Origin of the sequence: Paenibacillus sp. LPE1-1-1.1, from assembly GCF_040676435.1 — a bacterium.
Taxonomy (GTDB): Bacteria; Bacillota; Bacilli; order Paenibacillales; family Paenibacillaceae; genus Pristimantibacillus.
Genome location: NZ_JBEGHY010000023.1, coordinates 81,730 through 97,481, shown reverse-complemented (window position 1 = coordinate 97,481; position 15,752 = coordinate 81,730). Strand labels below are relative to the sequence as shown.

The following is a 15,752-nucleotide window of genomic DNA, read 5'->3' as shown; positions in this document are numbered from 1 at the left end:
TTATTTCGCTTTGGCGGCTGCAGCTTGAGCGGCCTTCAAAGCTTCTTGGGCAGCTTCTTGGGCAGAAGCCGTGCCGAAAGATATTTTCTGAGCCGCATTTTTCAAAGCGGCATCCCACTCGGCAATGTTAGGCATTTCACGGTCCATCTCGCGGGACTGCTCAGCGGCCACATCCAGATAGTTATACGTCTTCAATACAATGGGCTCTGCACTCGCTTTCAGAGCTTCACGAACGATCTTGGAACCCGGAATACCTCTGACGCTGCTTAAGATCGCTGTTGCTTCAGGATCATTGACGAAGAAGTTAATAAACGCAGCCGCTTCCTTGCCATGCTCGGTTTTTGCGCTTACTCCCAGGAACTGGCTAGGCTGAATCCACATGCCCTTCTCAGTACCGCCACTTGGCAGCGGGATCATCTCCAGCTCATCCTGCATCGCTTCCTGGAAGGCCTTCATCTGATTGGACCACATGACGACCATCGCGATTTTACCTTCAACCAGCATAGAATTGTCAGGCGCAACTTCCAAATAAGCGGCCGATTTCTCTGCTGGAGGAATAATGCCTTCGTCACGGAAACGCTTCCACATCTCAAACCAAGAGGTCATGTCTGCTTCATCAAAGGAAATGTCGCTGCCATCAAACAGCGCTTTGCCGCTTTGCCGCACATAATGTCCAACATAATGGGTAAAGGCAGATTGGTCTGCAAAAGCATAGTAGCCGCTGCCAAGCTTGCCTACAAGCTCTTTGCTGTACTGTTCCAGCTCTTCCCAGCTCAGACCCGCTTTCGGCGGCTCCATGCCTGCTTTTTTGATCAACTCGGTGTTATACACGATGCCAAGCGCATTGGAGCCAAGATTAATGCCATATTGCTTATCATTCAGCTTGCCGCTTGTGGCAATCGCCTCGTCAAAATCGCTTAAATTAATTTCATTGCCTATGAACGGGTCCAATTCAAGCAGCGTACCGCGGGATACATAGTCTGGGTAATTGTTGCCCAGCTGAATGAGATCAGGCGCATTGCCTCCCGCAATTTGGGTATTCAGCTTATCCCAGTAGCCGTCCGCTCCCAAATATTCGGCATTAATCGAAATGTTAGGATTTTTGCCCTCAAACAATTCAATGACCTTTAGTGTTGCTTCATGACGCGCCTGAGATCCCCACCACATCATCCGCAATTCTACGTTTTTCTCTGCGGCTTCCTCCCCTTTATTACTGCCGGAAGGACTGTTAGTCGACGAGTTGCCGCATGCAGCGAGGAAAATCATCAGGGTGACGAGCAGCGAAGACCATAACATTCTGTTTCTGAGCATTTTAAAAAACCTCCCTTTTAGTTAGCAAGCTAAAACATTAACGGTGTTGCATAATTGCTATCGGTTTCATTTCAAGGAAAATGAATCCCAAGAAAGCTGCTGATCGGCGGTTTGCCGCGCATCTCATCAATCATGTTCAGTACAAGCAGGTTCCAATTCAAAAATCCGCCGTTCATGACTGGCTCCCCGGTTTCTGGAATATAGTACTCATGAAGTACGCCCGTTTTCTCCAGATCCCTGCCGAGCAGCGTTACCGTCTTCATGCACAGCTCCTCGGCTTGCTTCACATATCCATAATTCATTAGGCCGCGGAAGACCACGTAATTGGCAACGATCCAGACCGGGCCAAGCCAGTTGGACGGATTATTCGTTGCCCGGCAATCGAACATTTTCTCATCTTGGGCAAGCGTTGCCATTCCGGACGGGCTGTTAAACGTATTTTTATCTGCTGCATGAAGCTCCGCCAGCAGAGCAGCCTGCCTATCATCGGCAATGCCCGCCCACAGCGGGATGAAACCAGACCATACCCTTATTTTAATAGGTAATGTTCTCCAGAACACCCCTAGTCCAGTATGGAACCAATCATAAGCACGGGTTTTAATATCCACATCAACCGAATAATAAAACTTGTCCCGCTGATCCCAGCATTCCTCCTGAATGGCCTTACTGAGCTCGGCTGCCTTCTCATCAAAGCGCGACTGCAGTTCAGAGCGACCAAGGTGAGCAGTAATAGATGAAAAGGCTTTCATATCGCTGACCATAAAGCTGTTCAAATAGATATTCGCAGTTGAGAAGCGCGGACGACCAAAGGTTGCCGGATCATTATCCATTCCGATCATCACATCGTCCGCCCACACATACAGACGGCTATTCTCGTGATAATAGAAACGGTCATAGCAATCAAAGTAGCGCTCAAGCTGCTCCAGATGCGGCTCGATCCAGCTGTAATCCCCGCATGCTCCGCTTATAATTGCAACCTGCTGGCATAGGAAGGGCTTGTGCATATTCATGATATGCCCTTCCTTGCGCTTGCCGATCAAATAAGGCTCGGGCAGCTTGCTCTTCTCAATCATCATCGGAATGTAGCCATCCTCAAGCTGATAATCCAGGAAGTTAAAAATATTGCCCTTGGCATGTGCAATATAACGGTCTCTGCTCTCATCCTCCGCCATATTCAGCAACGCATAGACCGCCCAGAAGGAATCCCAGTCCCATAGATTGCCGTCATAGATGGAGCCGGGATCTACAAAGGGATGCTTGAGATAATGAGCGGGCGCCTTCAGGATGGTATCCGCCTTCTCGCCAATATAAGCTCTTAACAGCTGTTCATAATGATCGAAAGCTTCACTCATAGTCTGCTTTTCCTTCCTTTTTCCCTGTCTGCACGCAGTAAAAGGTATATGCTCCTGAGCCTACCTCATAATGCAAGCTGCCCGCTTCAAGCGATTTCGCCTGACCTTGCGCTCGCACCGCAGGCTCTGGCAAAATCACAGAAGCAGTCGTATTGGGCGGCAGAGTGAGCTTGACCGTAATTCCTTGCTGCTCATCATATTCCCAGCTTGCTTCGATGCGGCCGTATCCGCTCTCATAATGCGCTTTCACATATTTCAGTGTTCCTCCCGGCCTTGGCTGAAACCGGATGTGCTTGAAGCCGGGCTGCTGCGGATCGGGTTCCAATCCTGCCATGTAACGGAACATCCACTCTCCGACCGAACCTAGCGAATAATGGTTGAACGAGTTCATGCTTGGGCTTTGGAAGCCGCCGTGCTCCGTCCAGCCGTCCCACCGCTCCCAGATCGTCGTAGCCCCATGCTTGACGGAGTACAGCCAAGAAGGATAGCTTTCCTGATGAAGCAGCGTGTAGGCAAGCTCATTTTGGCCAATCTCGGACAATACAGGAAGAAGATATCCTACGCCGAGGAAACCCGTCGATAGATGATTGCCATTCTCCTCAATGAGCTGTATCAGCCGCCGAGCCGACTTCTCACACTGTTCCTCGGTCAGCAGGCCAAAATATAATGCCAGCGCATATACCGTCTGGGTATCTCCTTCAATGATACCGTCCGTTGTAACAAATCGGCTCGTAAAAGCCCTCTTTATTTGTTCAAATAATTCATCGTAGCTAGCCGCATCCGCCTCATTGCCGACAAGGGCAGCAATCCGAGCAAACAACCGAGTACTGTAGGCAAAATATTGCGTGGCCAACACATCTTTTGGCGTATCCGCATTCACCGACAACCAGTCGGCGTGATCCGCATAATCCGGCCGGATCAGATCATTGCTATTAGCCTTCAAGTAGTCGACCCATTGCTTCATTCGATCGTAATATTGTTTTAGAATGGCAGCATCTCCGTACATCAGATACAACGTCCACGGAATAATGACACCCGCATCTCCCCAGCCCGCATTATCCGGTGCGAACCACTTCGCGCTCGATACCTGCTTGAAGTATGACCAGTTCGCATCCGGTGCCGTATCCGGGAACGCGCCGTCTTCCCGCTGCGCATCAGCTACATCCACCATATATTTTTTGAAAAAGGCTTCGACATCCATGTTATAGCAGGCCGTACGTACAAAGATTTGCGCGTCTCCCGTCCAGCCGAGTCGTTCATCCCGCTGCGGGCAATCTGTCGGAACACTGAAGAAATTCCCCTTTTGCCCCCAGACAATATTACTGTACAGCCGATTAATCATCTCATCCGATGTTTCTACCCAGCCCGATGCTTCAGCAGCCGAGTAGGCGGCGAGTCCAAGCAGTTGGTCTAGGGTTAGCTCATCCTCTGCACCTTCGACTTCCACATAGCGGAAGCCGTGATAGGTAAAATGCGGTTCCAACTCCTCGGATCCATCCCCCCGCAAAATATAAATGTCCGTTTGAACCGCCTTGCGGAGATTGGCGAGGTACAACGATCCGTCAGCATCCAGCATCTCCGCATGCCGAACCGTAATTTCCTGTCCGGAACACCCACTTATTTGTAGTCGTGTCCAGCCGGCAATATTTTGCCCAAGGTCGTATATATAGCTGCCCTGCTCTGTCTTCCTGACAGATAACGGACGAATCTGCTCCATCACCCGGATCGGCGGATCACGCTGCAGTGTCAACTCCCCTTCGTAATACTGAAAGCAGTGCGGCTGCTCCCAATCTACATCCTGAAAACCAGGCTCATCCCAACCGGACTGCGCCAGGCGGGCATCGTACTTCTCCCCTTTGATAATGTCAGAGTAAAGGATCGGCCCCTTGCTCATTCTCCAAGAGTCGTCCGAGATCAGCCATTCTTCACTTCCATCCTCATACGCCAGATGAAGCTGAAACAGCAGCCTTGGAGACTCCCCATACACCTGGCGTCCCATCATCCCCAGATAACCCGCGTACCAACCTGTGCCTAAAATAATGCCGATGGCATTGCTCCCTTGATGCAGCAGGTGTGTGACATCGCAGACCTGATATTGTGCCCTGGTATGATAATCCGTCCATCCGGGGGCGAACCGCTCGTCGGTCGCGCGCTTTCCATTAATTGTTAGCTCATAGAGCCCTAATGCACTTGCGTAAGCGGTTGCATTTTTTACATGCCTTTCCGTTTGAAAGGCTTTGCGCAGATAGCTTGCCGGAGGCAGCTCCAGCTCTTTCGGAATAACGCTTCCAATCCATTTCGCAATCCACTCCGATGGCTCAAGGTGCGCTTGCGTCCAAACGGCTGCTTCACTCCATTCCGATGGCGATCCAGACTCATCCCACACTCTGACTCTCCACCAGCATCGTTTGCCTGCTCTGGGCAGTAGGCCCTGGTATTCTACATGCAGCGATTGCCCCGATGCAACAACGCCGCTGTCCCACAGGTCCGGCTTACCCTGAAGCAGCTGCTCTTGTGCAGATGCAGCCTGGATATGGTAAGCACTTTGAAGCTGCTCCGACTCGGCGGATTGCAGCATCCAGCTCATGCAGGCGACAGCGCCTGCCGCCTTCTGCTGCGGTTCGGGCTGATGAACCATTTTTAAACGACTTGCGGTAATACCCACATTTGCGCTCCTCTCTGCATCCTGCTTCGTTGATTAAAGTATAAAAGATCATGAATCGACTTTTATAGGTTGATATCAAACTAGATATAGGTCATTATCATTTTTTCTACTTGATATTTTGCATATAAAGCGCTTACGATAAATAAAACAAACCAAGACAAGGAGATGCGAAATGGTTCAGGTGCTGACTGGAGATCGTTTTTTCAAACCTGATTTCCCCATTTTTCTCAATCGGGAGACCGAGTCGTTCAAGGTCAAATATCATACGCATGATTTTATTGAGATCTGCCTGGTAGAGGAAGGGAGGGGCTTTCAATTTATTGGGGATCAGACCATTCCTGTTCAAAAAGGGGATTTATTTTTGCTGCCGATCGGAACCTCTCACGTCTTCCGGCCATCGTCCCCGCAATCGACCGAACCTCTGGTTATTTGCAATTGTATTTTTCAGCTCGAAGCGATTCAGGATGTGAAGGACTGGATACCATCACAATCTGAGCTCTACCGGGTGCTGTACTCACCGCAGGAACTGAAGCAGGGCTGGTACTATTATCAGGACAAGCATAACCGTCTTTCCCAGATGTTCCAGATGGCCTATCTGGAGTTTCACCAGCAATTCTCCGAGCACCGTACGATGCTCAAAACGATTCTGCTGCAAATTTTGATTCTACTACACCGCATGCAATCCGAGGTAACCAATGCAGACAAGCTTCAAACCACGAATCGCTACCGCGAGAAGGTGGAGGATATGATCCAATTCATCCATCATCATGCGCATGAGCAGCTCACCCTAAAGCACATGGCGAGCTCTAGCTCCATCAGTGTCAATCATTTGCAGCAGCTGTTCAAGCAAGCCACCGGACAAACCTTTAACCGTTATGTGCAGCATGTCCGCATTCAGAGAAGCTGCGTCATGCTGGAGACGACGGACCTGCCCGTCAACGAAATTGTTGGACGTATCGGCTATACCGATCTGAAATTTTTCCATGCCCTGTTCCGCAAGCTGACCGGGTGTACCCCTTTGCAGTATAGAACCAAGGCTCTTAAAATCAACGTATAAATCAGCCTCACCATCGATTTCATCCAACCTCAACATCCCGTCCTGAGAAATTAGCACTATAGCCCAACGCCTCAGTTGCAGCAAATATCTGCTGTGATAAGCTGTATGTCGCCCAAGGACCAGAGCCCTTGAGCGATGTATTTTTTTCTATGCTGCTATAAGTCTATGGCTTCTACGCTTCTCGTTCCTCTACAAACAGAGCAGCCCATGCTCCTTTTTCGCATCCTTCACGGATTTCAGAAGAGACAAATCTTGCGTGTTATTTCTAAATGCGAGAGTAGATCGTTAAGGTCACTGCATAAATCTGCCCGTTAGCGTAATGAATGGCTACCAATGGCAGCCCTTTCGGTGTTTAACTATCGTGTCCGGTTAGCGCAATGACATGAGGTTCATTATGTTCTCTCGTTCTTTACCCGCCTACGCTATAGGGGCGAATTTTCAAACAATCATTGAATTAGTCGATCGGAACGACAGTATCAAAAAATTCGACAGATTTTATTTCTTTATCATTTATAATTGGGGTAAATAGTTTCACGATCGTAATGGTATTAGTTATAAGATCTCCTGAGGTGATCCCCTTAAAAACGGCCGTTGTCTCCGATGTTCCATCTTTGTAATTTATGGTGATCGGATAACTGTCCTCATACTCGTTTAGCCCTATTTCCCGCGAGGAGCGGCTGGACGCCTCAGAAATCTCTTTGGTATGCGTACTGTCTACTTTTAATGTTACGGAAACGGGCGAAATGGAAATGGATGATAGTGTTGCTTCGTAGTTATATAATGATATGCCCTGATCTATCTGATGCGTTGTTGAGATATCCGTATAATCCAAATTGAAATTGGTTTTCCATGATCCTAAATTAATTTTTTTCATATTCATCGGGATAAACATCAGCCTTCTCTAAATTACTTACCAGTAATGTAATTGCCGAAGTCTAACGGGGTATTCCCCTTCTTGTCTTTCAGCCCTTACCAACCGGGCGAGATCCTGCGAATAAGCGAGCATTCGCGAGAAAAACATATCGTACTAAGGGAGTTTAATGACTTCTCACCAAGGGCCCGGTCGTAGAATCATCTCGGCCAAGCGCGCGGAGGAAATCGCTTTAAAGCATGAAAATGGATCCAGAGCCAATCGGGCGAAAGGATCTTCACAATTGTCGACGGAGAATACTACCTTCTTTGGAGTGATGAGAGGTCAAAATCCAGCAAGGAGGAATACGATCGACTGAAAGACGTGATTTATGATCAAAAAAAAACGTCAGTCAAGAAGACGGGACGTAGACTGTCCGTTATGTTTCAAATCTGGGCGATGCGCCGAACGTCATTGAGGTCGCCGTCGACTCTAATAGTGAAAAAATAATTCAAGCCGTCTGCATCAACGTTGACTAAGCTCGCATCGTTGCTAGAGAAATTCACCTGAGGATATACTTTAAAACGAATCCCGCCGGTTACTCGACGGGATTTCTTATTTTCCAATAAATTAAAATCAAAAAGTGGGAAGGTTATCTAAATTGTTCCCGTCAACCCCGTCCGGTTCACTGCGAATGATATCGCGTCCATATTTGTGGAACACATCTACATGTGCCAATTTTCCACTTTTTGCATCGTCTAAAGCAGTTACATAATCGAGTTCTCTACCGGATGCCGTCTTAAAAGCAATGATGTCCCCGTCCTCATTCTTTCGAACGGCTACAATTTGTTCTTTACCGGGTTCCGCTTTAATTTCTTGAGCAGCTACTTGCTGCCCCTCTTGGCGGTATTGGTTGTAAATTCCCTCAAAGTTTGAATTGTTATTGGAATTGATGTTTGGCATATATACACACCTCCACGCTGTATGATCCCCTGTCAGCTGGATGCGCATACACGTTCTGGTTGTACAAATACCGCAGTACCCTTCCCGTTACTTCAATGCTGAAAGGGAGCAAGCTGCGTGGTGGCCTACTCCCATTGTGCATTCAACGTTCTATGTAATAGAAAAAAGAATTCATTGATGTTCAAATAAAGAATTCCGAAGGCGATTGATATCTGTCATCGGCGGACGTCCGAATAAGCGAGCGTATTCCCGGCTGAACTGGGAAGGGCTTTCGTAACCAACGCGAAATCCTGCAGTTGCAGCATCCAAACCTGCTGTAAGCATCAATCGGCGTGCGGTTTGCAATCGAATGATCTTTTGATACTGAATCGGGCTCATTCCTGTTACTCTTTTGAAATGCTTGTGCAAGGATGTCGGGCTCATCCTCACTTCCTTCGCTAACGCTTCAATGACGAGCTGCTTAGAAAAATCATGGTTGATCAGATGTATTGCATTTGAAATGCCTTGTGCATAGCTTCCGATCACGGCAAACTGCCTGATCAAAGCCCCTTTCTCACCCTGCATCACCCTATAAAATATTTCTCGGATGGTGAGAGGAGCCAATATCTCAATATCCGCAGGTGTGTCCAATAGATTGACAAGACGCAGAATCGCATCTAACAAGGATGGAGTGGACGAATTGACCACAACACCCCGTCCTGTCTCTCCCTTTTCCTCCGGGCTAGATTTCTTGTTCACATCCAGAATGACATCTGGACAGAGAGTTAATTGTAAGCTTAAGTACGGAATCTGCGGCGAGGCATGTGTAATTCTCCCGATAACCGGCAAATGAACGGAAGTAACCATATAGGTTGCCGAATCGTACCGGTAACTTTCTCCGACCAAAGTGGCAGTTTTGGAACCTTGGGCGATCACGTAAAGAGAAGGCATATTGACGGTATGCATCGGCTCCGATTCATGGGATGCACGCCGAAAACAAAGCTCGGGAATTTCTGTAGTGTACGTGCCATCGCTAGGCGTATGGCGTTGAATCAGCCGAGCCAACTCTTGTTGATAGGTCGAAATGGCCAGCGTGGGGAAGAGTTGGTTCATGTTTCATCACCAATCCTTTTTCGTGTATTCTCATGAGTTTATTGTAACTAGGCGAACAGGATTAGGCAAAGAACGCGTAAGATTTGTCTACCTGGGATTAATTGATTGTTCTTATACTTCAAAGTGTAAGGACAATTTGGATGGAAGAAGGAATCAGATATGAGTTTTGAAAAGAACGTGACCGTGTCTGGAATCAAAGACAAAGTCATCATCATTACGGGTGCAAGCAGCGGAATTGGCGAAGCAGCCGCACTCCTGCTTGCCGAGCGTGGAGCAAAGATCGTGCTTGGAGCGCGCGGAGTTGATCGTCTTGAGGCACTGGCGGAGCGCATCGTAAATCGGTGTGGTGAAGCCATTTATGCAAGAACAGATGTACAACAGCGTGAAGACTTGTCCAGTCTTGTCACGTTAGCTGCCGAAAGGTACGGCAAGCTTGACGTGTTCATTAACAATGCCGGCGTTATGCCGATTTCACCCCTTGATGAATTACGTATCGAAGACTGGGAGGCGATGATCGACATCAACTTGAAGGGCGTACTGTACGGTATCGCTGCAGCGCTACCCGTCTTTCGCAAGCAGGGATTTGGACATTTCGTGAACACCTCTTCTACCGCAGGACATAAAACGGTACCGAACCAGTCAGTCTATTCTGGTACGAAGTTCGCTGTTCGCGCAATCTCCGAGGGGCTGCGACAAGAGGCAGGCGACCAACTGCGCGTAACGGTCATTTCGCCTGGTATTGTGCGAACAAATTTCACGGAAAGTGTAACAAATAAGGAAGTGAGGGATCGGCTAGCCGCTATTCGGGACGAATTGGCGATGCCGCCGGATGCTGTTGCTCGAGCTATTGCGTTCGCAATCGAGCAGCCGGCCGATATTGATGTGAACGAGATTGTGATCCGTCCCACTGCACAGGTTTAAGGTAACAGTATGGGTATGAGAAAGCAGCCGATCATTCAGCAGTTCGGCTGCTTTCTTGTCTTCATTCAACTATCCTTAATAAAAATGGAGCAGCTGCCGGACGGCAAACTGCACCTTTTGATTTTGAACTAACGTACCCGATAGCTTAATGAAAAGGGAGTAGTTGCCGTAGACTTTCCCGTGAATTTGCTCAATTATCGTTCTCCACCATTATTAGTTTCCCTCTTGTAGAGCCTATCTATAAAAAGAATTAAAATATGTATTATTGTGATAATAAATGCCATCTGTATAGACTTTATAAAGCCAATCCCTACAGAGTAATAACTCATAAGCAAAATTGCAAAAAATAAACTCCCACTCCTAATATTAACTTAAACATATTTACAACCCCTTTATATTCCCAATATTAACATTTATCACACTTTCTGTATTGAGGATAATTGCCCGTTAGCGTAATGAAGCAGCCGATCATTGTGGTCGGCTGCTTCCGTGTTTTTATTGAACTATCGTTCCCCGTTAACATTCCTGTAGAGCGTTAATTATCAGCTTTGCAAAAAAAGAAGCGCCTCGGTACGATGGGAGTACGCAACGGGTCATAGCCCTAGAAATCCCATCATCCAGGAGGACGCTCTACTATGAAGTTTAAATCGCAAGTGAAACAAAATCAACTCATTGAAAAAATTACTTCTCAGCATTTAGTTGTCGGGATCGACATCGCCCAGCAGATGCATGTTGCGCGCGCTGTAAATTTCGTGGCATCATCATCGGAGACTACTTATCCTTTTCTAATGACGAGGAGGGCTTTCATAATCTTTTGCTATGGATTCAAAAGCTGCAAACCACCCATCATTTAAGCACAGCCGTCGTCGGGATGGAACCATCCGGGCATTACTGGCTTAACGTCTCTCGGTGGCTCACAGAACACCATTTTGAAGTCGTTTTAGTCAATCCTCATCTCGTCAAAAAGAACAAAGAAAATCGCGACAATACGCCTTCAAAGAGTGACAGAAAGGATGCACTCGTTATCGCCGACATGGTCAAGAACGGTTACTACTCAGAAACTCGCACGACCCCGAAGCCTTCGAGGATCTACGTGTGCTTCACTCTAATCGTGACTTCGTCGTGAAGCGGCTTGTTAGTGCCAAAAACCAAATCCACCGCTGCTATTAACTACCATGCGACTAACTTCAGTCCAAGTAGGAACTCTGATTTCTTCGGCACCAGGCGACAAAGTTATCATTTTGAGTCTTGGAATCTATGAAGACGCCGACGCGCTGAAGCTCGTACCGCGTGTCGTATTTGTTTACTACCACAATAAAATCATAAGAGTTGATGAGCATGAGATCCGATATTAAGCATTCGCCTGTGATTTGTTTGTCAAGCATAAGCCTATCGAGCAAGATCATCACATAAAAAGACTCGCCTGTGAGGCGAGTCTATTGCATATCGAAAGATTGGATTTTTTCATCTGAGGATATGCGCCTTTTCCTCTTGCAGCATCGGAATCGTCCCGGCATTCAATTGACTATAGATCTCAATCGGAAGCTTAGGCACCCGCTCAAAGGAAAGCAGGCCGTTCTTACATTTAAATACTAACTAAACCAAATATTCACCGGCTTCAAAATTGGTCCTCATGTTCTTTCATAACCACGCTGTTAGGTTTTACCGTAAAGTTATCGATAAGACTTTCCGCAAAGAAGCTTCTAACCCCCACCTTGCCGTGCGTATACGCCGTGCTGCTCCGATCGGTATAGTCTATCAACGGCTGATTCATGTCACCGACATAAATCTTGATATTTGCACCGCTAACCACGACCTTCATATGCTGCCAGGTGTCGACGGTATCGCTCAGGGCGGTTCCGGTCAAGTACTCAAAGTTATAATTAAACTTGGCTAAGTGAACACCGTCCGCAGTTAAATACGCTGAGTAGCCTTGCAAGAAGTTCCCGTTGTTTTGACCCCAATCATTCCCGGTCGCAGGATTATTTACGCGCATTAAGATGCCGCTATTCGCTGGACCCGAAGTACCGCTGGCTAGTTTGATGTCCGCCTCAATCGTATAGTCCGACCATCCTCCGTCACCAATGACGGATTTCGCAAATCCTCCCGCTTCGGATTTATACATGCCTTGCTTGAGAACGGCCGGATCGTTATGGAATCTGAAGCTGTAGAAATCGAATTCCCCTTCTACAATGTCAACTTTAATGGTGTGATCGCCTTCGGGAAGGGTTATTCCCTCTTTAGTCAAGGTAGACCACGCATCGAAACCGCCGGTATTCGGAACCTCCATTATTCCGGTGAGATCTATTGAATCGTTAAGCCATAGTCGCGCTTTACCACCCTCCAGAGCGGTCGCTACCTTTAGATCAAGCTTATATGTGCCGGCTTCGTCTATATGAACGTTATACTTCAACCATTCCCCGCTCTGATTCCAACCCGTCGTGAATCCGCCCTCGGGATGCGTTCGAATATCGACAGCATCATCGCGGTACTCACTACCGATATTCTCTGGAGTGAGGTCATGATAGCCGTCTCCTTCTCCCCCTGTCTTATACTCCGCAGCATACACGGTTCCCGGAACGGACTTGGGCTTATCAAACGCAAAGAAGGTAAGCTTCGAGAAATCATATTCGCCTTCCACGATCTCAACCTTGATCGTATGCTTGCCTTGCGGAAGTACGATGTCGCCTAGCCGGACAACATTCCAAGTGTCCCATCCGCCGGTATTCGGAATCTCGACGATGTCCGTCAAGTCGGTCATGTCATCAAGCCATAATCGGATTTTACCGCCATCAAGCGCCGTCGCAATCCGGGCGTCCACCTTATAGGTACCCGTTGCAGCAACATCTACGTTATATTTCAACCATTCGCCGGTCTGGTTCCATCCGACATGCCAGCCACCCTCCGGATTGACGCGAATATCAACGGCATCCGCACGATACTTGCCTCCAATATTCTCCTGCGTATTGTCATGATACCCGGCCTCCGCACCCCCAGTGTTGTAATGCACAGCCTCGATTATACCGGGCAGCGGCTTATAGATATCGAATGACGTGAACTTCAATCGCGCAAAATCAAATTCTCCCTTTACCGTTTCCAGCTTGAGCGTGTGTTTGCCTTCGGGCAGGAAAAAGCGCTGCGACGATGCGGTTTGCCAGACGTTCCAATTCCCTGATGTCGGTATATCGATAATACCGGTCAGGTCTGTCTCTTCATCCAACCATAGCCGAGCCTGAGTTCCTGTGAATGTCGTAGCTGCGGAAAGCTCGAAATTGTAAAAGCCTGCTTCTTTGACATCGACGTTATATTTCAACCATTCACCTGTCTGATTCCAACCGACATTGATTCCATTGAAGGAGTTTGTACGAATATCGACGGCATCCCCGCGAAGTGCCCCGCCGATATTTTCCGCTGTTGCATCATGGTAGGCAACGCCTTCCCCGCCGGTATTATAATACGGCGCTTCGACAATACCCGGGATCGGTTTGTAGGCGTCAAAGCTGCTAGGCTCATCCGTTTTGATCCTCCAACTCTGATCGAATTTTTTCCACCCTGTATCGTTACCATCATTGAAGTCATCGGAAATAGTTTTCGTATCAGCGGATCGTTGAAACTTCAGTGCAGAGAAATTAAATTCACCTCTATCCGCCTTTAATTTGAGTATGTGCTGTCCCTTCGGAAGCTGAAGTCCTTTAATATGGAGATTGCCCCATTGGTCGACACCTCCTGTTGACGGCACTTGCATGTTTTCCATTAAATCAGAATCGTCAAGCGCAAGCTTTAACCGTGCATTGCCGGCAGCCGTCGAATACCTGATAACAAGATCGTAAGTGCCGGCCTCCGTAACAGTTATGTTATAGCGCAGCGAATCACCGGCTCCAACTAATTTCACGTAATAACCGCCCTCTGGATTTGGAATGATATCCTTGCTGCGATGCTGATCCTGTTTATTTTTCTTATCCGACTCATTACTTCGATCATCCGAATCTTTTCCGTCAGTATTGTAGTGAACAGCCTGGATCTCCCCGGGGATCGGCTTGGATGCTTGGTTGGCGCTGCTGCCGTCAACCTCATTGCTAAAGGCGACATAGCCAAAGTCCGCCCGTGCATCGGTTGTCGTATAGCCAACCTTACCGCTGCCGAGTCGATCAATCGTTCGAGTCTGCTTCAGCATACCATCTACATAGATTCGGTAGTCGGACCCGCCCTTTTCCACCCGGATCTCATGCCACTTCGTAAAATCATAGTCCTCCGGCAGCGGAGAAGCTTCCCAGCCTATATCCCTTCCATTAACACGGAAGAACGTCTCCAACGTGCCATGATTGCGGCTTAATACCGCAACGCCATAATTATCTTTATCCTTATAGGAGAACACGGCGCCAATCAGCGGGTTAGCGCTCTTTCCTTGTTCGACTTGCTTCATGTGAAATTCAGCCGTATATTGATTTTCCGTTTCTTCCTTCGATGTAATCAGATATGGACGCAGCGGATCTCCCAATCTATCCTGGTATAAGGACTCTTCATTTCGAATCCCCCAGTTGCCGCCGTTAACAGCCTTCCACTCCTTGCCTAGAGCCGCCCTTTGAAAACGGTCGCTGAAATCCGGCATCTCCGGGTCCGTCTGTGTCGATGTCGTAGGACCGAGAACAATCATTTTATCACCGTTCCATACGATCCGGTCGAGGTTCATATTCCGTCCCGGACTGGCATGGTTATGATAGACCATATAATCGGAATCAAGATCGGGACCGCGCACAATGCTGTTATGCCCGAGTCCGACATGGTTTCCTTCCGTATTGATTAGGATCGGATTTTGTGAGGAGGCCGGCGTAAAGCCAGTCATAGGACTTATGCTGCTGCTATAATTCACTCTGTAGGCTTTGCTCCAGATATGGTTTCCTGTGTAGGTCATATAGTATTTTCCATTACGCTTCACTACCGTAGGTCCTTCCGTCCAACCCTTCATTTCCGCCCCCGTATCGGCCAAGGCTCCGAACGTATAAGGGTCGGACATCGGACGCACGTTGATACGGCCCGCACCCGTACTATAGAAGTACCATTTCCCGTCATCGTCGATGAATACGTGGCCATCGATCCCCATGCCTTTGTTTTCCGTCTGGACGGTGAACGGGCCAAGCGGGCTATCGCTTTTTAATACATAATGGCCTCGACCGGCAGGTGAGGTGTACATATAAAATTGCCCATTCCAATAGATGACTTCCGGAGCGTATGCTGCTTTTGTTACCAGCTCCGTTGTCACCAGACCGCGGTATTCCCAATGAACCAAATCCGCGGAGGACCAGGCCTTCACGCCGGCTTTATCGTCCACCGTACTCGTATAAAGATAATAAATACCATTGAATTTCAGAATGTACGGGTCACCCTCCCCATAGAAGTCCCCCTTGTCCCAATGCCAGGATTCCGGCATCTGGATAGGATTCGTATAAGCGAAGCCTCCAGCCGGAAAGGTCAGCGCCAAAGCGGCAACAAACAAAAGACCTAACCATTTCTTCATCATAAGTCATCTCCTTTTATTAGATC

Annotated in this window: 9 protein-coding genes and 1 pseudogene; 3 read left to right on the top strand and 7 right to left on the bottom strand. The window is 48.1% G+C overall.

The window, feature by feature from the left end:
- The 3 genes from MRBLPE1_RS17265 to MRBLPE1_RS17255 all read right to left on the bottom strand — a co-directional run bounded on the left by MRBLPE1_RS17265 (window position 1) and on the right by MRBLPE1_RS17255 (window position 5,328).
- A complete protein-coding gene (locus tag MRBLPE1_RS17265; RefSeq protein ID WP_364147578.1) occupies window positions 1-1,311 on the bottom strand; it encodes an ABC transporter substrate-binding protein in 1,311 nt (436 codons plus the stop codon).
- A 71-nt stretch (window positions 1,312-1,382) separates the two neighbouring features.
- Window positions 1,383-2,663 (bottom strand): MGH1-like glycoside hydrolase domain-containing protein, encoded by a 1,281-nt coding sequence (locus tag MRBLPE1_RS17260; protein ID WP_364147576.1) that lies wholly within the window; start codon window positions 2,661-2,663, stop codon window positions 1,383-1,385.
- Complete coding sequence (locus MRBLPE1_RS17255) at window positions 2,656-5,328, bottom strand: family 78 glycoside hydrolase catalytic domain (protein WP_364147573.1); 2,673 nt, start codon at window positions 5,326-5,328, stop codon at window positions 2,656-2,658. The genes MRBLPE1_RS17260 and MRBLPE1_RS17255 overlap by 8 nt, the downstream gene beginning before the upstream one ends.
- 172 nt (window positions 5,329-5,500) lie before the next feature.
- On the opposite strand from MRBLPE1_RS17255, the gene MRBLPE1_RS17250 reads away from it, so the two are divergent.
- Window positions 5,501-6,385: an AraC family transcriptional regulator gene (locus tag MRBLPE1_RS17250; RefSeq protein ID WP_364147570.1), complete on the top strand. Its 885-nt coding sequence runs from the start codon at window positions 5,501-5,503 to the stop codon at window positions 6,383-6,385.
- A 454-nt stretch (window positions 6,386-6,839) separates the two neighbouring features.
- On the opposite strand, the gene MRBLPE1_RS17245 is transcribed toward MRBLPE1_RS17250, so the two are convergent.
- The 3 genes from MRBLPE1_RS17245 to MRBLPE1_RS17235 form a co-directional block, all read right to left on the bottom strand.
- The gene (locus MRBLPE1_RS17245) at window positions 6,840-7,265 is read right to left on the bottom strand and encodes a hypothetical protein (RefSeq protein ID WP_364147568.1); all 426 of its coding nucleotides are present in this window, start codon (window positions 7,263-7,265) and stop codon (window positions 6,840-6,842) included.
- A 606-nt stretch (window positions 7,266-7,871) separates the two neighbouring features.
- Window positions 7,872-8,198 (bottom strand): DUF3892 domain-containing protein, encoded by a 327-nt coding sequence (locus MRBLPE1_RS17240; protein ID WP_364147565.1) that lies wholly within the window; start codon window positions 8,196-8,198, stop codon window positions 7,872-7,874.
- Between the two features lie 171 nt (window positions 8,199-8,369).
- The gene (locus MRBLPE1_RS17235; protein WP_364147562.1) at window positions 8,370-9,290 is read right to left on the bottom strand and encodes an AraC family transcriptional regulator; all 921 of its coding nucleotides are present in this window, start codon (window positions 9,288-9,290) and stop codon (window positions 8,370-8,372) included.
- 159 nt (window positions 9,291-9,449) lie between these two features.
- On the opposite strand from MRBLPE1_RS17235, the gene MRBLPE1_RS17230 reads away from it, so the two are divergent.
- Together MRBLPE1_RS17230 and MRBLPE1_RS17225 are read left to right on the top strand one after the other, a co-directional pair.
- The gene (locus MRBLPE1_RS17230; protein WP_364147559.1) at window positions 9,450-10,211 is read left to right on the top strand and encodes an SDR family oxidoreductase; all 762 of its coding nucleotides are present in this window, start codon (window positions 9,450-9,452) and stop codon (window positions 10,209-10,211) included.
- 635 nt (window positions 10,212-10,846) lie between these two features.
- Window positions 10,847-11,372 (top strand): annotated as a pseudogene (locus tag MRBLPE1_RS17225) (IS110 family transposase); the annotation flags it as partial.
- 457 nt (window positions 11,373-11,829) lie between these two features.
- Here the strand turns inward: MRBLPE1_RS17225 and MRBLPE1_RS17220 are convergent.
- On the bottom strand, window positions 11,830-15,726 hold the full coding sequence (locus MRBLPE1_RS17220; protein ID WP_364147557.1) for a carbohydrate-binding protein: 3,897 nt from the start codon (window positions 15,724-15,726) through the stop codon (window positions 11,830-11,832).
- Between the last annotated feature and the right edge of the window lie 26 nt (window positions 15,727-15,752).